Consider the following 17,969-nt stretch of genomic DNA (forward strand, 5'->3'; position numbering starts at 1 on the left):
GGAAACAGGAGCTGGATCAGTCGCGATGGGCCTATCTTCTTCCAGGGGGCCTAGGCCTGGAAAACTAGAACGGTCGGAAAACTAGTCCAACTGCCCCAATTTTCTTTCCGGGCCCGCCCCCTTGTGCCGCTCACGCCGCCGCGGCCCTGGGCGAGGCGCTCGAGGACCGCTTGGCCGGGGCGGCCTTGCGGGCCGGGGCCTTCGACGCGGCTTTCCTTGCGGCGGTTTTCGCGGGTGCCTTGGCCGCCACCTTCGCGGCGGCCTTCACCGGCGCTTTCGCTGGAGCCTTCTTCGCGGCGACCTTGACCGGAGCCTTCTTGCGCGCTGCCGGATTCTTCCTCGCGGCTGCCGCAGGCTTCGCTTCGGTTTCGGTTTCGGCTTCGGCCTCGTCCGAAGGCTCCGCCACCGTCTTCGGCGGCACCGGAGCGGGTGCGGCGCCAGCGACGGCCGGATGCTTCTGCGTCAGCTCCATCAGCAGCTTGTGCTCGGCCAGCATGTAGTCGCCGATCTCGGTGATGTCGGGCACGGCGCGGCGGCAGGCGATCAGGCCGTAGTCCATGCGGCCGTTGTAGCTCTGCACCGTCACGTTCAGCGCCGTGCCGTGGCTGGCGATCGACACCGGGTAGTAGCAGGTGACGAGCGCGCCGGCAAAGTACATCGGGAAGGGCGCGCCCGCCACGTTGGAGATGGCGACGTTGGCCGCCGGCGGCAGCAGGTTGACGATGCCCGAGCGCCCCACCATCGAGGCGATGCCCGACACCAGCCAGGGCGCCGCGAAAGTCGGGAAGTCGTCGAGGATCACCGCCTTGAAGCGGTTCATCGTCGACTTGGAGCTGGTCGACGAGGCGTTGATGGCCTTCAGCCGCTGGACCGGGTCGGTGATGTCGCTGGCCAGGCTCACGAGGATCATGCTGGCCTGGTTGTTCGCCGTGTCGTCGCCCGCCTCGCGCAGGCTCACCGGCACGCCGGCCACCAGGGGCTTGGCCGGCAGCTCGTTGTTGTCGGCCAGGTAGTGGCGCAGCGCGCCCGACACGGTGGCCAGCACCACGTCGTTGAGCGACACGCCGAAGTGCTTGGCGATGTACTTGGTCTCGGCCAGCGAGATGGTGCGCCCGGCGAAGGTGCGCTGGTTGGTGATCGACACGTTGAGCGAGGTGCGCGGCGCGAAGAGGTTGAACTTCTTCGGCGCGGCGGCCGCGTCCTTCTCGGCCGCCTTCTCGTCGGGCTTGGCGATGCCGCTGATGGCCCGCGCAATGGCCGGCGCCATCTTGAAGAGCTTCACGTACTGCTGCGCGGTGTTGCGCAGCGCCGCCGTCGCAAGCTCGGCCATGCCCAGCTGGTAGTTGTTGCCGCGCGGGCGCGAGCGCGGCGGCTTCACCACGCGGCCGGTGGGCTCCAGGTCGAAGATGGCCTTGCCCACTTCCACCCCGGCCTGCCCGTCGATGCCCGCGTGGTGCACCTTGGTGTAGAGCGCCACCTGGCCGCTCTTGAGGCCGTCGATGATGTAGAACTCCCACATCGGGCGGCTGCGGTCGATCAGCGACGAATGCAGCCGCGCCACGTACTGCTGCAACTGCCGGTTGGTTCCGGGCTTGGGCAGCGTGATGTGTCGCACGTGGTAGTCGAGGTCGATGTCGTTGTCTTCCACCCAGACCGGGTTGGTCATGTCGAAGGGCATCAGCGCGAGCTTGCGCGTGAACACGTCGGCTAGGTGGATGCGGCTGGCCATGAACTTCTTGGCGTCCTCGTAGAAGTCGCCCGCGTAGCCCTTCGGAAGGTCGAGCACGTTGAGCGAACCCACGTGCATCGGCATTTCCGGCGTTTCCAGGTGCAGGAAGGTGGCATCAAGACCGCTCAGGTGTTTCATGTGTAGTGTCTCCTCGGTGGGGGCATGAGCCGTCTGGCAGGATACCGTGGGCATCGCGTTCCCGGGCCCTCGCTTATTCAGTGTTTCCACCGAGGCAGGGCGCCGGCGCGACAGGGGTTTGCCCCAGTAATCCGAAAGTGCGGCATCCCAAAGCCCCCGCAACAACTGCTCACATGGCGCCATGTCCTTCCATGTCTTTCATGGGGCCTCCGTACACTGGGGCCATGACATCCAGCCTCCCCATGCAACAGGACGACGACAACCTCTGGCTAGAGGACATCGACGGAGAGAAACAACTGGCCTGGGCGCGCGCCGAGAACGCCGTCACCGTGCAGGCGTACGCGCAGTCGCCCGCGTTCGAGGCGCTCCAGCAGGGCATCCTCGAGGTGCTCGACTCCGACGAGCGCATTCCGATGGTCTACAAGATCGGCCCGCGCTTCTTCTACAACTTCTGGCGCGACAAGGCGCATCCGAAGGGCGTCTGGCGGCGCACCACGCTCGACGAGTACCGCAAGCCGCGGCCCGAATGGGAGACCGTGCTCGACCTCGACGCGCTGGCCGCGGCCGACGGCGAGAACTGGGTCTGGCACGGCGCCGACTGCCTGCAGCCCGAGTACAGGCGCTGCCTGATCTCGCTGTCGCGCGGCGGCGCCGACGCCGACGTGGTGCGCGAGTTCGACCTGGAGACGAAGCAGTTCGTCGAGGGCGGCTTCTCGCTTCCGGAGGCAAAGAACCACGTGGGCTGGAAGGACATCGACCACCTCTACGTGGCCACCGACTTCGGCCCCGGCTCCATGACCAGCTCCAGCTACCCGCGCATCGTCAAGCAGTGGCGGCGCGGCAAGCCGCTGGAGAGTGCGGTGACGGTGTACGAGGGCCTGCACGAGGACATGTCCGTGAGCGCCTGGCGCGACAACACGCCCGGCTTCGAGCGTGACTTCGTCTCGCGGCAGATGGACTTCTACGAGAGCGAGACCTGGCTGCGCGGCGCCGACGGCAAGCTGGTGAAGATCGACGTGCCCGACGACTGCGACACCGACATCACGCGCGAGTGGCTGCTCGTCGAGCCGCGCGAGGACTGGACCGTGGGCGGCACCACCTACACGGCGGGCTCGCTGCTGGCCGCGAAGTTCGACGACTACATGGCCGGCAGCCGCACGCTCACGGTGCTGTTCGAGCCCGACGACACCACCGCGCTCGACGACTACTCGTGGACGCGCAACCACCTGATCGTCAACGTGATGCACGACGTGGTGAACCGCCTCGAGGTGCTCACGCCGCCCGCCGACGGCAAGGGCCCATGGAAGCGCGAGGGCCTGGGCGGCGCGCCCGAGCTCTCGACCATCGCGGCCGGCGGCATCGACGAGGACGAGAACGACGACTACTTCCTCACGGTGAGCGGCTTCCTGCAGCCGACCACGCTCTACATCGGCACCATCGGGCAGGGAGAGCCACAGGTGCTGAAGGACAGCCCCTCGTTCTTCGACGCCTCGCGCCATCGCGTGAGCCAGCACTTCGCCACCTCGAAGGACGGCACGCGCGTGCCCTACTTCGAGATCGCCCCCAAGGACCTGAAAGCCGACGGCACCAACCCCACGCTGCAGTACGCCTACGGCGGCTTCGAGGTGCCCCTGCAGCCTGCCTACAGCGGCAGCATCGGCCGCGCATGGCTGGACCAGGGCGGCGTGTACGTCGTCGCCAACATCCGCGGCGGCGGCGAGTACGGTCCGCGCTGGCACCAGGCCGCGCTGCAGGAGAACCGGCTGCGCACCTGCGAGGACTTCGCGGCGGTCTCCGAGGACCTGATCGCGCGCAAGCTCACCTCGCCCGCTCACCTGGGCGCCATGGGCGGCAGCAACGGCGGGCTGCTGATGGGCAACATGCTCACGCTGTACCCGCACCTGTACGGCGCCATCGTGAGCGAGGTCGCGCTGCTGGACATGCGCCGCTACACGCACCTGTCGGCCGGCGCCTCGTGGATCGCGGAATACGGCGACCCCGACCAGCCGCAGGAGTGGGAGTTCATCCGCACCTTCTCGCCCTACGAGAACGCGAAGCCGGGGCTGGCCTGTCCGCCCGTGCTCTTCACCACCTCCACCCGCGACGACCGCGTGGGGCCGGTGCATGCGCGCAAGATGCACGCGAAGATGAAGGCACTGGGCTACGACAGCAGCTTCTACGAGAACCTGGAAGGCGGCCACAGCGCGGCCACCGACAACAGGGAGTCGGCCTTCATGGATGCGCTGGGCTACGCCTACCTGTGGCGGCACCTGAGGAGTTGAGATGAGCAATGCCAACGTCACCCTCGAACTGATCGGCGCACCCACCGACGTCGGCGCCAGCGTCCGCGGCGCGGGCATGGGCCCCGACGCGCTGCGCGTGGCGGGGCTGCCGGAGGCGCTCGCGCGGCAGGGCTATGCGGTCGTCGACCGGGGCAACCTCGCGGGGCCGGCCACGCCCTGGACGCAGCCGCCGAGCGGGCTGCGCCATCTCGACGAGGTGATCGCCTGGAACCGCTCGGTCTACGAGGCCATCGACACGGCGCTGGGTGCCGGCCGCGTGCCGCTGATGATGGGCGGCGACCACTGCCTGGCCATCGGCTCGATCAGCGCGGTGGCATGGCATGCGCGCAAGCGGGGCAAGAAGCTGCGCGTGCTGTGGCTCGATGCGCACTCCGACGTCAACACCGAGGCCTCCAGCCCCAGCGGCAACCTGCACGGCATGCCGGTGTCGTGCCTGCTGGGGCACGGGCCCTCGGCGCTCACCGGCTGGAGCGGCGAGCGCGCGGCGCTGCAGCACGACGCGATCCGCTTCATCGGCATCCGCAGCGTGGATGGCGACGAGAAGGAAGCCATCCGCACGCTGGGCCTGAACGTGTTCGACATGCGCCACATCGACGAGCACGGCATGCGCACCACCATGACCGAGGCGCTGCAGGATGTCGACGAAGACACCCACCTGCACGTGAGCTTCGACCTCGACTGCCTCGACCCCGCCGACGCGCCCGGCGTGGGCACCGGCGTGCGCGGCGGCCCCACCTACCGCGAGATGCAGCTGTGCATGGAAATGATCGCCGACACCCGCCGGCTCGGCTCGCTCGACGTGGTGGAGCTGAACCCGGCGCTCGACGTGCGCAACCAGACCGCCGAGGTGGCCGTGGAACTCATCGAGAGCCTGTTCGGCAAGTCGACGCTGGCGAGGTAAGAAGAACTCCCCCAGGCTTCGCGCACTTCGTGTCGTTTGTCCTTCCCCCTCGCTGGGGGCGACACCCGCGGACCGGCAGAACCGGTTGCGCGGTGTCTCGCTAACGGGCTCTCCCGAGCCCAGGGGAATCGATCAGGGCCGCTCGACCTGCGCCGCCTTGGCGCGCGTGCTGTAGCCCTGGTAGGCCGGCAGCGCGATGGCCGCGAGGATGCCGAGCACGGTGATCACCGGCAGCAGCCACGCGCCGATCAGCACGCCGATGCCGTTGGGCGGCGGCGGCGCGCCGAAGCGGTTGCGGCCCTTGGTGCCGGGCTTGAAGACCCAGATCAGCGCGACGAAGGGGATCAGCGCCAGGAACAGCATCCAGCCCGACCAGTCCATGTCGTGCGAACGCTGGATGCCGGTCAGCACGTAGAAGACCAGGTACGGGATGGCGAGCACGAAGGTCAGCCCGCCGATCACGCCCTCGGAGCGCGCAAGGCCGGTGAAGCCGAGCACGCCACCCATCACGGCTGCCGCGATGATGAAGATGATGTACGAATAAAGCGTGTACGCCAGGAAGCGCGCCCGGCCGATGCGGCCCTTGGCGGACCACAGCTTGACGGGCTGCACGGCGCCGGATTCGCCCTCGTACACGTCGGCCACCGCGGAGCGCGGCGCGGCGTAAGGATTGGGGTTGGTGAAATCTGTCGTCATGTGTTTCTCTCTCTCCTCTGCTTTGATTTGTGAAGCGCCCATTGTGGGCAAAGACCTTTACAAAAGGCCAGCCCTTTTGACGGCGTGGTAGCGATTCACCAGCGCCACCGCGAGGTCGGCCGGCTCCACGTCGACCGACAGCGGATCGTTGCCCACCACGCGCGCGAAGGCGTCGCGGCGCGACTGATCGAACAGGTGCGCCGCGGCCACGTCGACCGCGTCGCGTGCATGCACCAGCGGCTGGCTGGCGATGCGCCCGATCACCCGCTCGCGCAGGCTCGCGACCAGCACGAGGTGCTTGCGGCGCAGCAGCTTGATGGCAGGGCGCAGCTCGGCGGCGTCTTCGTCGCGGAAGTTGGTCAGCACGATGACCAGTGCGCGCCGCTTCTGCACGCGCAGCAGTTCCTGCGCGGCCAGGAGGTAGTCGGAATGGGTGGCACCGGGCTGGATGTCGTGCAGCCGGTTCATCAGCGCGTTGAGCGTGGCGCTGCCCTTGCGAGGGGCGAAGTCGCGCCGCTCTTGCGGCGGGCAGCCGAAGGTCATGGCGCCGACCTCGTCGCCCTCCTTCAGCGCGACGTAGCTCAGCAGCATCAGCGCGTTGAGGGCCTCGTCGAAGTGGCTGGTGCCGACGTTGCCGTCGGCCTGCTGCGCCGGCGCGCCCTCGTCGGCGCGCATGCGGCGGCCGCAGTCGAGCAGGAACAGCACGCACTGGTCGCGGTCGTCCTGGAACTCGCGCACGATGGGCCGGCGCTGGCGCTGGGTGGCCTTCCAGTCGATGTGGCGCAGCGAGTCGCCGGTCTTGTAGTCGGCGAGCTGGCGGAAGTCGGTGCCCAGCCCGCGCTGCGCATAGGTCTTGATGCCGATCTGCGCGAGCCGCCGGTCGCCCGAGAGCCACGCGTAGCGTGCCAGCGCCGCGAAGTTGGGATACACCCGCAGCCGGCGCGGCTCGCCGAGCGTCTGCCGCACCTCGAAGCAGCCGAGGCGGGTGCGCCAGCGCAGCTGGGTGGCCCCGAACCGAGCCACGCCGCGCTGCGTGGCGGTGGCCGTGTAGCGGATCGCGATGCGCGAGAGCGCCGGCACCGTGTGCTCCTGCGGCAGGCCCTCGAAGGCGAAGTGCGTGTCGAGCTCGTCGAACACCGACACCCGCCAGGCCTGCGCACCTTCGTTCACCAGCGTGAGGGTGAGCACCGTGGGCACACCCAGCGAGAACGCGCCGGGCAGGTTGCGCTCGATGCGCAGCGGCGCGGCGCGCCACAGCCGCAGGCTCTGCCAGAGATCGAAGCCCGCCAGCACGAGGCCCAGCGCCAGCAGCACGCCCGCCGCGAGGGCGACGTATTCCAGCGGCGCGCCCAGCAGCAGCGCCGCCGCGGCGGCAGTGCTCAGGCCAGCCAGCGCCAGCACGGGCGCCCGCGCAGGAATTGGCAGCAGACGCATCAACAGAGCACCGTCCCTTCGGGAAACACCGCGGAACCGGCTTCGCCGGGCCGCGGGTGTCGCCGCCGGCATGGGGTTGGCGCAGCGGCAAGAAGTGCGTGAAGCCCGGGGGCGAACGTCATAGCCGTGGTGCTTCGACGCTGTCGCGCGCGGCGCGCAGCAGGGTGTCGACGCTCAGGCCTTCGAGCTGCGCGTCGGGCGAGATCATCACGCGGTGCCGCAGCGCGGGCAGCGCCTGGCGCGCCACGTCGTCGGGCGTGATGAAGTCGCGCCCCGCCATCAGCGCGGCGGCGCGGGCGGCGCGCACCAGCGCCATGGTGCCGCGCGGGCCGGCGCCCGACGACAGCCCCGGCCAGTCGCGCGTGGCGCGCGCGATGCGCACCGCGTAGTCGATCACGCGCTCGTCGGCCTGCACCAGGCAGGCCAGCCGCTGCAGTTCGAGCACCTGCGCCTCGTCGAGGCAGGGGCGCACCGCCTCCAGCGGGAACTGGTTGCCCGCGCGCTGCCGCGTGGTGAGCTGCACGATGGCGTTCTCCTCGCTGTGGCTCGGAAAGCCGATGTCGATCTTCAGCAGGAAGCGGTCGAGCTGCGCCTCGGGCAGCGGATAGGTGCCCTCGGTGTCGATCGGGTTCTGCGTGGCCATCACCATGAAGGGCCGCGGCAGCGCCATGGCCTTGCCTTCGAGCGTGACCTGGTACTCCTGCATGACTTCGAGCAGCGCGCTCTGCGTCTTGGCCGGCGCGCGGTTGATCTCGTCGGCCAGCAGCAGGTTGGTGAACACCGGGCCCTGGTGCACGCGCAGGGTGCCGAGGCTGCCGTCGCCGCGCGAGGCGATGTCGAGCACGGCGTGGCCGGTGACGTCCGAGGGCATCAGGTCGGGCGTGAACTGCACACGCGAATAGCGCAGCGTCATGGCCTGCGCCAGCGCCCGTGCGAGCAGGGTCTTGCCGAGCCCCGGCACGCCCTCGATCAGCACGTGGCCCGAGGCCACCAGCGCCACCAGCGTCTGGTCGACCGCCTCGAGCTGGCCGACCACGGCCTGGCCGACCTCGGCGCGCAGCGTCTGCAGCCACTGGGCCGCACGCGTCAGTTCTTCGGGTTGGATGGCTTGCATGGGTGTCTCTCGGTTCAGGATGAGGAGGAAGAAGAAGGTGGCGAAGAAGAGGCAGGCCGGGGCGTGAACGGCCCGTTCGCGTCGAGCCGGCGGCGCGCGGTCTCGAGCACTTCCAGGTCGATCGCCATGGCGCCGGCATGGCGGGAGCGGGCCTCGTCCATCGCGCGGGCGAGCATCGCCGCCTCCAGCCCCGTCGCCTGCGCGATGGCGGCTGCTCGCGCCGCCGCGTCGCGACGCGCGTAGCCGCGCAGCTGGCGGCGGGCGGATTCGTCGAGCGCGCGCAGTTGCGCCACGTGCAGCGCAGCCGCGCCGTGCGCGTGCAGGAAGCCGGCGGTGCCGCGCACCTGCTCGGCCATGGAGCGCCGGTGCGTTCCGGCCGAAGGCGCGAGCGGCCCGAAGCGCACCGCCGCGCGCCACAGCGCAGCCGCCAGTGCCAGCAGGCCGAGCACCAGCGCCACCCAGCCTTTCTGCCAGAGCCACAGCAGGAAGGGCTCGCGCGCCTCGTCGGCGACGAACCAGATCTCGGCGCCGCCGCGCGCCTGCACGGCAGCGGCGGCGAACAGTGCGTTGTCGCCGCGCAGGATGCCGTCGTTGTGCCACACGCCCCAGGGCAGCACGGTGACGGAGCCGCGGCCGACGGCCACGCGGATCGCCTCGGTGCCGCGCGAGCCGGCCACCGTCCACAGCGCGGGGGGCTGCCTGTCGGCGGGCCGGTAGCGCGAGGGCGACCACCAGGTGCACAGCCGGTAGCCGCGCCCGCCCGCGAAGCTCGCAGGCACGGTCGCGGGTTCGGTCACGATGCGGCAGTCCGCGTCCTTGGCGGACGGATCGGGGATGCGCGGGAGGCCGGATCTCTTTTTCTTCTTCGGCTCGGACGCCTCGTCGTTCTTCGCATCGTTCTTCTCGTCGGACGCGGGCGGCTTCTCGCGCACCAATGGCAGCCAGTCCTCGAGCTGGTCTCCGCCGACGAGGTAGCCCGGCATCACGAGGTGCCCGCCCTGCTCGACCCACTGGCGCAGGCGCTTGCCGCGCTCGGGGAACATGTCCCAGTGGCTGGAGCCGAGCACCAGCCGCGCCTGCGCGGGCGGCATGGCGTCGAGGCCGTCGCGCTTGACCACCTTCATGCCGAGCTCGCGCAGCAGCACCTGCGCGCCGTAGAAGCGGTTGGTCTTGGCCTCGCCGCTCGCGGGGGTCGACACCTCGGTGTCGGCCCATTCGGTGGCGTTGACCAGCCAGAAGCCGGCCAGCGCCAGCACGAGCACCACGAGGATGCGGACCACCCAGGCGTTCATGCGGCCGCGCCCTTCATCAGGCCGTCGTCCTGCCCGGCAACAGCTGGCCTGGCGGGCAGTTGCGCGTCGAACTCGCCGCACAGCGCGAGCACCTGCGCGGTGGACGGCAGCCGGCCGCCGTAGGCCGCCAGTTGCCAGGCCTCGACCAGCCGCACGAAGAAGGCCTGCGCCTGCGGCGACAGCCGGGTCGCGGCGAGCGCCACGCATTCGCCCTCGGTGCTCGCGGCGCGCACCGGCACCGCATGCGCATGCACGAGCCGCGACAGCGCCCCGCGGTACAGCAGCGACAGCGCGGGCCGGTGCTGGCCGCGCTGCCAGAGGGCGGCGGCGGCATTGCCGATGTCGTCGGGCAGGCTTTCGGGGCGGATGTCGAGGCTGCCCACGTGGCTCGGCAGCTGAGCCTTGCCGGGCCGCGTGCCGCCGGCGCGCACGCGCACCCAGCGATGCAGGCGCACGACCAGCCAGGCCAGCGCCAGCGCGGCCAGCCCCCAGATCAGCCAGCGCGCACCCTCGGCCACCGCGCGCACGAAGTCGCGCAGCCAGCCGAGGCTGTCGGCCTTGTGCTCGGGCTCTTCCTCTTCGTCGTCACGCTCCTTGAAGCGCAGCTTCTTCTCGGTCCTGGTGCCGGGCATGTTCGGATCGGCGCGGACCTTGTCGGCCGCGGCCTTCACCTGCTCGCGCGTCAATGGTGTCTCGGCCGCGGCAACAGGCAACGACACCACGCACCAGGCCAGGAGCAGAGCAACCAGCACCCTCATTCCAGGGATACCGCGGAACCGGCTTCGCCGGGCCGCCGGTATCGCCCCCTGCAAGGGGGTTGGCGAAGCGACACGAAGTGCGCGAAGCCTGGGGGTGAGCTCCAAGCCCACGCGGAACCGGCTTCGCCGGGCCGCCGGTATCGCCCCCTGCAAGGGGGTTGGCGCAGCGACACGAAGTGCGCGAAGCCTGGGGGTGTCATCGAAATCCACGACGGAACTCCTGCTCGATGTCCCAGGCTTCGAGCTCGACCCGGCGGTTGAGGTACATCGCGAAACCCGCCGCCACGTAGAACGGCTCCAGCACGCCGACGACCAGCGCGTAGGCGCCGGCCGCAAGCAGGCTCTGCGCCAGCGAATCGGACTGCGTGAACCACGCGAAGAGGTCGCTGGCGCTGCCTTCGGGCGCGAACCAGAACAGCAGCGACAGCAGGCAGATGTCGAGCGCCATCTCGACGTTGGCGAACACCAGCTGCATGCCGGTGGCGGCGCCGCGCCGTCCGTACAGCAGCTGCGTGCGCCGCTTGCTCCGGGCGCTGCCGCGCTGGCCTTCGAGCTGCTCGATGGCCTGGGTGAACGAGCGCCAGGGCGAGAAGCGCCGCCACAGCAATGTGCGCAGCAGCTGTCCGCCCCACACGGCGCGGCGATTGGCCCAGAGGTCGGACCAGCGCGTCTCCTGCCCGAACACGGCGCGCGAATGGACGAACAGCAGGCTGCGGTCGAGCCAGGGCTTCAGCCAGAAGATCAGCAGGCCGGGCAGCCAGCCTGCGATCTCGACCGTGCAGAGGGCCAGCAGCACCGTGACGACGTAAACCGGCAGGAAGGTGCGCCACACCGATCGCGCATGGCAGCGCACCAGCTGCGCGCCGAGGTCGGCGGCCTCGGCCATCGGCCGCGGCCTCAGCGCGATCGCGAGGCCGTCAACCTGCATGCGCTTCTCCCGCCTCGTCGCTGGCACGCGGCCTGCCCTGCCAGCCCAGGTAGGCCAGCACCAGCAGCCAGCAGGCGCCGCCCACGCCGTACTTCACGGCCGGCGCGATCCAGCGCGCCGACGACCAGAAGGCCTCGATGGCCGCGGCGATCAGCAGCAGCCCGACCACCCCGTAGACGATCACCACCGCATGCCGCGCCGCCAGCCGCAGCGCCTCCAGCCGCGTGTGCCGTCCGGGCGCCACCCACGAATAGCCCAGCCGCAGGCCCGCCGCGCCTGCCAGCACGATCGCGGTGAGCTCGAAGGCCGAGTGCGTGACGACGAAGGACAGGAAGTTCTCGGCATGCCCCGCCGCAATGAGGTAGCCGCCCACCGCCCCGATCTGCACACCGTTGAACAGCACCACCGCGGCGCTGCCGATGCCGGCGAAGATGCCGGCCGCGAAGCAGCGGAACCCGATGCCGATGTTGTTCATGATGTAGTAGCCGAACATCTGCCAGTCGTCGCCCGCGCTGCGCGTGCGGCCGAGCGACTCGGCACCGTCGCCGTACATGGAATCGAACTGCTGCACCGAGCTGGCGTCGAGCAGGTGCAGGATGAAGCCCGGGTCGCGCCAGGCCGCCCAGCCCGCCATCAGCAGCGGCAGCACGAACATCAGCGCCGACACCAGCAGGTAGAAGCGGTGCGCGCGCACCGCCTCGGGAAAGTCGACCAGCGCGAGCCGTGCGAAACGCGCGAGGCCGTAGTCGTGGCGGCGGTAGATCAGCCGGTGCGCGCTTTGCGTGAGGCCCTCGAGGCGTTGCGTGAGGTGGATCGGATAGGCGCGCGCCTGCGCCAGCGCGAGGTGCTCGCACACGCGGCGGTAAAGCGTGGCGAGCCGGGCTCCGTCGAACTTGCGCCTGGTCTCGGCCGTACGGATGACGGCCTCGAGCTCGGCCCACAGTGGCGCGTAGGCGGCTTCGAAATCGAGCGGCGTCATCGCACCGCCCTTTCCTGCGCATCGACATTGCCACCTGCGGCGGCACCGGCGCGCCGGCCCAGCACCCACTGCGCCACGCCGAGCAGGCGCTGCGAGGCCGGGGCGCCCGTGGTGTCGGGGCCCAGCACCGGCTCCGCGATGCGGGCGAGTTCGTCGAAGCGCTCGGGCGTGAGGCGCGTGGCGCGCCCGGCCCACGAGACGATGGCCATCTGCTCGCGCGCCGACAGCGGCCGCGCGGGCGCCTGCGGCTCGGCCGGCGGCAGGCTGCCATGCAGGCTCACCTGGTCGCTGAACACCACCAGCGTGCCGGCGGCCAGGTCGCCCAGGCGCTTGCTGTCGTGGCGCCACAGCATCGACACGATGCCCGCGCCGTAGAAGGAAGGAACGAAGTCGGCCGCGCGCAGCAGGTTGCGCGTGAGCGCGGCGGCGGGCGTGACGGGCAGGCCCGAATCCATCACCACGCGCAGGCCCATCACGCGCTTGCCGGGCGTGGCCGCCGCGCGCGTGAGCTCGAAGACCACCGGGTAGAACCACTCCAGGCAGAAGTAGGCGATCAGCAGGATGCCGAAGCCCATCTTGCCGAGCATGCCGACGGCGATGGAGATCGCGACGAAGATGCCGAGCCGGATCGCGAAGTCGATCAGGTAGGCCAGCCCGCGCGCGACCAGCCCGGCCGGGCGAAGCGAGAGCGCGATGCCTTCGGGGGTCTCGGCGGTGTAGAGCGTGTCGAGGCGCACTGTGGTCGCGCCGGCTCAGGCTTGCAGCACGACGGTGTCGGCGATCTGGTCGTGCAGGCAGCGGCGCGACGCGCGGAAGATGAAGAGGCAGTCGATCAGCACGTAGATCGGGCCGAGCAGCGGCCAGATGCTGGTGAAGAACAACGGGCCGTCGCGCAGCGCGAGGATGCGGCCGATCTGCGCACGCGAGCCGTCGGGCCGCGCGATGCGGATCTTGAAAAGTGCCTTGCCGATGGTCTGGCCGCGGGTGGCCAGCAGGTAGCCGTGCAGCACGAGGTAGAGGACGACGCCGGAAGCCGCGCTGGAGATGCGCGGCTCCCATATGCCGAGGCCGTCGTCTTCCCAGAGGTTGATGGGCGTGAATGTCGCCAGGAGCCAGATCGCCGCGATGGAGATGCCCGCATCGAGCATCGCCGAGAGGAAGCGCGTGCCACGCGATGCGAGTTCACCCGACTGGCCTCCGCCCGGCTGCACCACGTCTTCCACATGGGATTGCGGAGGCGCGTAGCGCGCGTCCTGCGACTGATCTTCCATGCCCGTCCCTCTCCGAAACGAATGAATTTTCGGAAGATTCTAGGACCTTCGATGTCGGCGCCGGCCGGCGGACTACGTCGGCTGGCGTGCGGCGATGACCGCCTGCAGGCGCCGCAGGTCGTCGAGCAGCAGGTTCAGCGGCGCGGCCAGCAGCGCGTTCGACGCCTCGTGCCGCGATGAAGCCTGCGCGGCGCAGCGGGCCAGCTCGCCCAGGTCGGGCGGGGCGGACTGGCCCGCGAGCGCGTCGGCCATGCCGGCGATGGCCGCACCTGCTGCCTGGGCCGCTTCAGCTTGCGCCGCGGGGGCGAGCCGCAACACGCGGTCGAGCACCGTGGCGTCCTGGAAGATGCGCGCCGCCAGCCTGGCCTTGTCGCGATAGCGGCCGCCGGTGGCGCCGCGACGCCACCACCGGGCCTCCAGGTCGGCGCTGCCGGCCAGCGCACTCAGGCGGCCCAGCGACGCGCGCGTGCCTGCCTGGACGCGCTCGATCTCCGCAGCGTCGCTCGGCCGCCGCGATGCGGACATGCGCCTGCCGATGCCGCGCAGTAGCGCCGCACAGCCCTCGTCGAAGCGCATGCCTGCGTGGTACTCCGACATCACCGTCGCGACCGCCAGCGCCACCCCCACGCCGATGCCGATCTGCACCATGCGCAGCATCGCCACCTGCAGCGGCGAATGGCCGGGAATGCCGCCGGCAGACAGGATGATCAGCGCCGCCACCGGCGCGCTGCGCATGCCCGGCACCGAGGCGCTGGCAAACGCGAGCAGCACGACGAAGGCCAGCGTGGTCGCGATCGGCGGTGCCCCGTGATGCTGCAGATAGACGCCTGCCATGCCGGCCAGCGCGCCGGCGGCGGTGCCGCGCACGCGGTCCCAGCCTGCATCGAGCGTGGAGCCGGCGCTCGGGCGCATGACGATCAGCACGCTCATCACGGCCCAGAAGCTCTCGGGCAGTTGCATCGCCGTGGCCAGGCCCCAGGCGATGGCCACCGCCGCCGCGAGTTGCGCCCCTGGGCGCCAGCGCCCGTGGCGCCAGGGCTCGGCCAAGCGTTGCAGCGCGCGCGAGCCGCTCATGATCCGGACAGCTTCGCGCTGCCGTCGACACCATCGAGTCGGGCGGCGATGCCGTCGATCAGCCCGCAGGCTTCGAGCAGCAGGGCGCGCTGACGTTCATCGAGCGAGGCGCCGATGGCCTCGGCCAGCGCCGCCTCGCGCGTGCGCATGATCGCCTTCAGCCGGCGGGTGCCATCGGCGGTGAGCGACAGCAGCCACTGCCGCCCGTCGCCCGGATGCGGCGCGCGGCCGATCCAGCCCTCGGCCTCCAGTTCGGCCAGCAGCCTTGTCAGCGACTGGAGCTTGACGCGCTCCAGTCCAGCCAGCGTCGTGGGCGTGCAAGGGCCGTGCTGATGGAGCTGGCCCAGCACGCTGAGCTTGGCCACGCTGGGGCTGTCCGCCACGGCGCTGCCGCTTCGCAGCTGGCGGGCGAGCAGCGACACCGCGCTGCGAAGGCGAGAGGCGCATTGCGCCGGGTCCGGGATGGTGGAAGCCATGCCCGGAATTGTAAGACGCGTCTTGGTATCTGGGGCTTCAGCCCCGGTTGGGGGACGAAGTCACGGGATAGGTGACGGCCGGTGCCGGGTCGGAGGCAGGTGCCGTTGCCGGGGCCGTCAATGGCGCGGGCGCCGCGGCCGGAGAGGCGATCGGCGATGCGACCGGCGACTGCTCGGGCTTCGCCGCGGCCGCCTCGTCCTGCGCTTCCGGGCCTTCGAGGAAGCGGTCGAGCAGCGCGAAGAAGCGGTCGTAGAAGCGCTCGTCGGTCAGCGTCTCGCTGGCCACCTTCACCATCGCGTCGTCGCTGCTGGCGAAAGGCAGCGAGAGAGAGCCGATCGCGCCCACGCCGAGGCTCGCCGAGTTGTTCACCTTCTTGAGCCCGTAGCGGTCCTGCAGGGCGGTGGCGAAGGCCACGGTGCTCCTGCCCGCCTTGCCGCTGCGGGTGCTTTCGCGCGCGCAGACCACGCGGAACTCGACCTCCACATGCACCTCGGCGGCCGGCTGGAAGCTCTTGCGCCCGGTCACGAGGTCGGCGTTGGCCGCCGTGATCATGTAGCCCTGGCTCAACAGGGCACGACGCGCGGCCTCGCAGGTCTCGGCCTCGGTGGCCTCGTAGTCGCGGGTATGGGTGTTGGTGGAACTGAAGGCCTCGGGCTCGTAGCTGACCTGTCGGGAGGCGCTGCCGCAGCCGGCGAGCAGGAGAGCGGCGGACAACAGGCCCGCGGCGAGAACCGATGTACGGACCGAGGCAGGGACGGCGAACAGGGAATTGGAGTGCATGGACGGCATGAAGCGGCGAATGCTAACCGGCGGCCTTGCCGGCAAGCCTTCGAGCGCGCCCGTGCAGCGGCGTTCCCGCCGCGATGCCGAAATTTTCAGGACCAGGGCAGCACGTGATGGGCGCGCACCCGCGTCTGCGCGATCAGCCGCGCGTTCGGCGCATCGGTGCTCTCCACCCAGGCGCGCGCCTCCTCGGCGCTGCGGCCGAACTGCTGGTGGCGGCGAACCAGCCGCTCCTCGCGCACCGCGTCGTCGATGTCCACGTACCAGACCTCATCGAGCATCGCCGCCGCGCCGGCCCATGGGCCGACGTCGTGCAGCAGGTAGTTGCCTTCGGTGATGACGAGCTGCGTCGACGGCAGCACCGCGATCGCGCCGGCGATCGGCTCCTCGATCTCGCGGCGGAACTCGGGCGCGTAGACGATTCCGCCGTCGGGCCGCTGCTCGCGCAGCCGCTGCAGCAGCGCGACGTAGCCGGCGCTGTCGAAGGTGTCGGGCGCGCCCTTGCGTGCGGCGCGGCCGAGCCGTTGCAGCTCGACGTTGGCAAGGTGGAAGCCGTCCATCGGGACCACCTGGGCACGCTGCGCCCCCACCGCCTGCAGCAGCGCAGCCGCGAGCGTCGACTTGCCCGCGCCGGGCGCACCGACGAGCCCCAGCAGCCTGCGCTGCCCGCTGGCCATCAAGGCCTGCAGGCGGGCCGCGCTTTCGGGCGGGAGTGGAGGAAGCGGAGGAAAGGTCTGCGCGGGGGTGGTGGTCATCCCCCGAGCGTAGCTTTTCCTTGGGTCAAAAAAGCATCAGGGGTACAGGCCGCGTTCCTGGCGAGCCATCAGGATGCGCTCGCAGGCCACCGCGTACGTCGCGGTGCGCAGCGTGATCTTGTGCTTGTCGGCCGTGTCCCAGATCTGGTTGAGCGCGTTCATCATGATGCGGTCGAGGCGCACGTTGATCTCGTCCTCGTCCCAGAAGAAGGACGAGAAGTCCTGCACCCATTCGAAGTAGCTCACGGTCACGCCGCCGGCGTTGCAGATCACGTCGGGCACCACCAGCACGCCGCGCTCGGCGAGGATGTCGTCGGCCTGCGGCACGGTGGGGCCGTTGGCGCCTTCGAGCACCAGCTTGGCGGTGGTCTTCTGCGCGCGCTCGGCGGTGAGCTGGCCTTCGAGGGCGGCCGGAATGAGGATGTCGCAGGGCGTGTTCCAGAAATCCTCGTTCGGCACGATGTCGCCGCCGGCCTTGAAGCCGACCACGCCGTCGGTGCGCGAGATGGGCACGAGCTTGGCGAGGTCGAGGCCGTTGGTGTTGACGATGGTGCCGGTGTGGTCCTGCACGGCGACGATCTTGGCGCCGGCTTCGGCGAAGAGTTCGGCCGCGACGGAGCCCACGTTGCCGAAGCCCTGCACGGCGATGCGCGCACCGCGCAGGTCGATGCCGAGGCGTCGCGCGGCTTCGCGGCCGGTGACGAACACGCCGCGGCCGGTGGCCTTCACGCGGCCCAGCGAGCCGCCCAGGTGCAGGGGCTTGCCGGTGACGACGCCGGTGGCGGTGCCGCCGACGTTCATCGAGTAGGTGTCCATCATCCACGCCATGATCTGAGCGTTGGTGTTGACGTCGGGCGCGGGGATGTCGGTGTGCGGGCCGATGATGATGCCGATCTCGCTGGTGTAGCGGCGAGTGACTTTCTCGAGTTCCTGCGGCGAGAGCTTCTTCGGGTCGACGCGGATGCCGCCCTTGGCGCCGCCGTACGGCAGGTTCACGGCGGCCGTCTTGATGGTCATCCAGGCCGACAGGGCCATGACTTCCTCGAGGGTGACGTCGGGGTGGAAGCGGATGCCGCCCTTGCCCGGGCCGCGGCTCATGTTGTGCTGCACGCGGTAGCCCTCGAAGTGGGCGATGCTGCCGTCGTCCATTTCGATCGGCACGTCGACGATGAGCGCGCGCTTGGGGCGCTTGAGGGTTTCGACCCAGCGGGCCAGCGGGCCGAGGTACGGCACGACGCGATCGACCTGCGAGAGATAGGTGCCCCACGGGCTGTTGGCTGTAGGACTGACGAAGGAGAGTTGTTCGCTCATAGGGGTTCCCTTGTTGGTTTGTGAGG

General features: G+C 70.3%; 17 protein-coding genes. 2 read left to right on the forward strand and 15 right to left on the reverse strand.

Annotated features, from left to right (window positions below):
* Positions 1 to 130 precede the first annotated feature (130 nt).
* On the reverse strand, positions 131 to 1,867 hold the full coding sequence (locus tag FHY06_RS30545) for a WS/DGAT/MGAT family O-acyltransferase (RefSeq protein ID WP_184607304.1): 1,737 nt from the start codon (positions 1,865 to 1,867) through the stop codon (positions 131 to 133).
* Positions 1,868 to 2,091: 224 nt separating this feature from the next.
* Here FHY06_RS30545 and FHY06_RS30550 point away from each other — a divergent pair, with 224 nt between their 5' ends.
* Together FHY06_RS30550 and rocF are read left to right on the forward strand one after the other, a co-directional pair.
* Positions 2,092 to 4,149, forward strand: coding sequence for a prolyl oligopeptidase family serine peptidase (locus tag FHY06_RS30550; protein ID WP_184607305.1), 2,058 nt, complete (start codon positions 2,092 to 2,094; stop codon positions 4,147 to 4,149).
* A gap of 1 nt (position 4,150) precedes the next feature.
* Positions 4,151 to 5,071 carry an arginase gene (rocF, locus tag FHY06_RS30555; RefSeq protein ID WP_019657546.1) on the forward strand — a complete coding sequence of 307 codons (921 nt, stop codon included), beginning with the start codon at positions 4,151 to 4,153 and terminating at the stop codon, positions 5,069 to 5,071.
* A gap of 132 nt (positions 5,072 to 5,203) precedes the next feature.
* On the opposite strand, the gene FHY06_RS30560 is transcribed toward rocF, so the two are convergent.
* From FHY06_RS30560 to FHY06_RS30625, 14 genes are all read right to left on the reverse strand, one after another.
* Entirely contained in the window at positions 5,204 to 5,767 is a 564-nt protein-coding gene (locus FHY06_RS30560; protein WP_019657547.1) for a DUF805 domain-containing protein, read from the reverse strand.
* 57 nt (positions 5,768 to 5,824) lie between these two features.
* Entirely contained in the window at positions 5,825 to 7,201 is a 1,377-nt protein-coding gene (locus FHY06_RS30565; protein WP_184607306.1) for a DUF58 domain-containing protein, read from the reverse strand.
* Positions 7,202 to 7,319: 118 nt separating this feature from the next.
* Positions 7,320 to 8,315 carry an AAA family ATPase gene (locus FHY06_RS30570; protein ID WP_019657549.1) on the reverse strand — a complete coding sequence of 332 codons (996 nt, stop codon included), beginning with the start codon at positions 8,313 to 8,315 and terminating at the stop codon, positions 7,320 to 7,322.
* 14 nt (positions 8,316 to 8,329) lie between these two features.
* Positions 8,330 to 9,607 carry a DUF4350 domain-containing protein gene (locus FHY06_RS30575; RefSeq protein ID WP_184607307.1) on the reverse strand — a complete coding sequence of 426 codons (1,278 nt, stop codon included), beginning with the start codon at positions 9,605 to 9,607 and terminating at the stop codon, positions 8,330 to 8,332.
* Positions 9,604 to 10,365 (reverse strand): DUF4129 domain-containing protein, encoded by a 762-nt coding sequence (locus FHY06_RS30580; protein ID WP_260310787.1) that lies wholly within the window; start codon positions 10,363 to 10,365, stop codon positions 9,604 to 9,606. The genes FHY06_RS30575 and FHY06_RS30580 overlap by 4 nt, the downstream gene beginning before the upstream one ends.
* Positions 10,366 to 10,561: 196 nt before the next feature.
* Positions 10,562 to 11,293: a hypothetical protein gene (locus tag FHY06_RS30585; protein WP_184607308.1), complete on the reverse strand. Its 732-nt coding sequence runs from the start codon at positions 11,291 to 11,293 to the stop codon at positions 10,562 to 10,564.
* Positions 11,283 to 12,272 carry a stage II sporulation protein M gene (locus tag FHY06_RS30590; RefSeq protein WP_132755233.1) on the reverse strand — a complete coding sequence of 330 codons (990 nt, stop codon included), beginning with the start codon at positions 12,270 to 12,272 and terminating at the stop codon, positions 11,283 to 11,285. Before FHY06_RS30590 ends, FHY06_RS30585 begins: the two co-directional genes overlap by 11 nt.
* Complete coding sequence (locus FHY06_RS30595) at positions 12,269 to 13,009, reverse strand: RDD family protein (RefSeq protein ID WP_126185890.1); 741 nt, start codon at positions 13,007 to 13,009, stop codon at positions 12,269 to 12,271. Before FHY06_RS30595 ends, FHY06_RS30590 begins: the two co-directional genes overlap by 4 nt.
* Before the next feature lie 15 nt (positions 13,010 to 13,024).
* Entirely contained in the window at positions 13,025 to 13,543 is a 519-nt protein-coding gene (locus tag FHY06_RS30600) for an RDD family protein (RefSeq protein ID WP_019657555.1), read from the reverse strand.
* Positions 13,544 to 13,615: 72 nt separating this feature from the next.
* Positions 13,616 to 14,617: an FUSC family protein gene (locus FHY06_RS30605; protein ID WP_184607309.1), complete on the reverse strand. Its 1,002-nt coding sequence runs from the start codon at positions 14,615 to 14,617 to the stop codon at positions 13,616 to 13,618.
* The gene (locus FHY06_RS30610; RefSeq protein ID WP_184607310.1) at positions 14,614 to 15,093 is read right to left on the reverse strand and encodes a MarR family winged helix-turn-helix transcriptional regulator; all 480 of its coding nucleotides are present in this window, start codon (positions 15,091 to 15,093) and stop codon (positions 14,614 to 14,616) included. Before FHY06_RS30610 ends, FHY06_RS30605 begins: the two co-directional genes overlap by 4 nt.
* Positions 15,094 to 15,130: 37 nt before the next feature.
* The gene (locus FHY06_RS30615) at positions 15,131 to 15,883 is read right to left on the reverse strand and encodes a DUF2242 domain-containing protein (protein ID WP_184607311.1); all 753 of its coding nucleotides are present in this window, start codon (positions 15,881 to 15,883) and stop codon (positions 15,131 to 15,133) included.
* Positions 15,884 to 15,969: 86 nt separating this feature from the next.
* Positions 15,970 to 16,632 (reverse strand): nucleoside/nucleotide kinase family protein, encoded by a 663-nt coding sequence (locus FHY06_RS30620; RefSeq protein ID WP_019657559.1) that lies wholly within the window; start codon positions 16,630 to 16,632, stop codon positions 15,970 to 15,972.
* Between the two features lie 36 nt (positions 16,633 to 16,668).
* The gene (locus FHY06_RS30625) at positions 16,669 to 17,943 is read right to left on the reverse strand and encodes a Glu/Leu/Phe/Val family dehydrogenase (protein ID WP_019657561.1); all 1,275 of its coding nucleotides are present in this window, start codon (positions 17,941 to 17,943) and stop codon (positions 16,669 to 16,671) included.
* Positions 17,944 to 17,969: the final 26 nt, after the last annotated feature.

This window comes from Variovorax atrisoli, from assembly GCF_014195185.1.
GTDB classification, from domain to species: Bacteria; Pseudomonadota; Gammaproteobacteria; order Burkholderiales; family Burkholderiaceae_C; genus Variovorax; species Variovorax atrisoli.

Bases quoted from the DNA above. Each gene is read 5' to 3' on its own strand.
- FHY06_RS30545 (WP_184607304.1), bottom strand. From the start codon at position 1,867: ATGAAACACCTGAGCGGTCTTGATGCCACCTTCCTGCACCTGGAAACG.
- FHY06_RS30550 (WP_184607305.1), top strand. From the start codon at position 2,092: ATGACATCCAGCCTCCCCATGCAACAGGACGACGACAACCTCTGGCTA.
- rocF (WP_019657546.1), top strand. From the start codon at position 4,151: ATGAGCAATGCCAACGTCACCCTCGAACTGATCGGCGCACCCACCGAC.
- FHY06_RS30560 (WP_019657547.1), bottom strand. From the start codon at position 5,767: ATGACGACAGATTTCACCAACCCCAATCCTTACGCCGCGCCGCGCTCC.
- FHY06_RS30565 (WP_184607306.1), bottom strand. From the start codon at position 7,201: ATGCGTCTGCTGCCAATTCCTGCGCGGGCGCCCGTGCTGGCGCTGGCT.
- FHY06_RS30570 (WP_019657549.1), bottom strand. From the start codon at position 8,315: ATGCAAGCCATCCAACCCGAAGAACTGACGCGTGCGGCCCAGTGGCTG.
- FHY06_RS30575 (WP_184607307.1), bottom strand. From the start codon at position 9,607: ATGAACGCCTGGGTGGTCCGCATCCTCGTGGTGCTCGTGCTGGCGCTG.
- FHY06_RS30580 (WP_260310787.1), bottom strand. From the start codon at position 10,365: ATGAGGGTGCTGGTTGCTCTGCTCCTGGCCTGGTGCGTGGTGTCGTTG.
- FHY06_RS30585 (WP_184607308.1), bottom strand. From the start codon at position 11,293: ATGCAGGTTGACGGCCTCGCGATCGCGCTGAGGCCGCGGCCGATGGCC.
- FHY06_RS30590 (WP_132755233.1), bottom strand. From the start codon at position 12,272: ATGACGCCGCTCGATTTCGAAGCCGCCTACGCGCCACTGTGGGCCGAG.
- FHY06_RS30600 (WP_019657555.1), bottom strand. From the start codon at position 13,543: ATGGAAGATCAGTCGCAGGACGCGCGCTACGCGCCTCCGCAATCCCAT.
- FHY06_RS30605 (WP_184607309.1), bottom strand. From the start codon at position 14,617: ATGAGCGGCTCGCGCGCGCTGCAACGCTTGGCCGAGCCCTGGCGCCAC.
- FHY06_RS30610 (WP_184607310.1), bottom strand. From the start codon at position 15,093: ATGGCTTCCACCATCCCGGACCCGGCGCAATGCGCCTCTCGCCTTCGC.
- FHY06_RS30615 (WP_184607311.1), bottom strand. From the start codon at position 15,883: ATGCCGTCCATGCACTCCAATTCCCTGTTCGCCGTCCCTGCCTCGGTC.
- FHY06_RS30620 (WP_019657559.1), bottom strand. From the start codon at position 16,632: ATGACCACCACCCCCGCGCAGACCTTTCCTCCGCTTCCTCCACTCCCG.
- FHY06_RS30625 (WP_019657561.1), bottom strand. From the start codon at position 17,943: ATGAGCGAACAACTCTCCTTCGTCAGTCCTACAGCCAACAGCCCGTGG.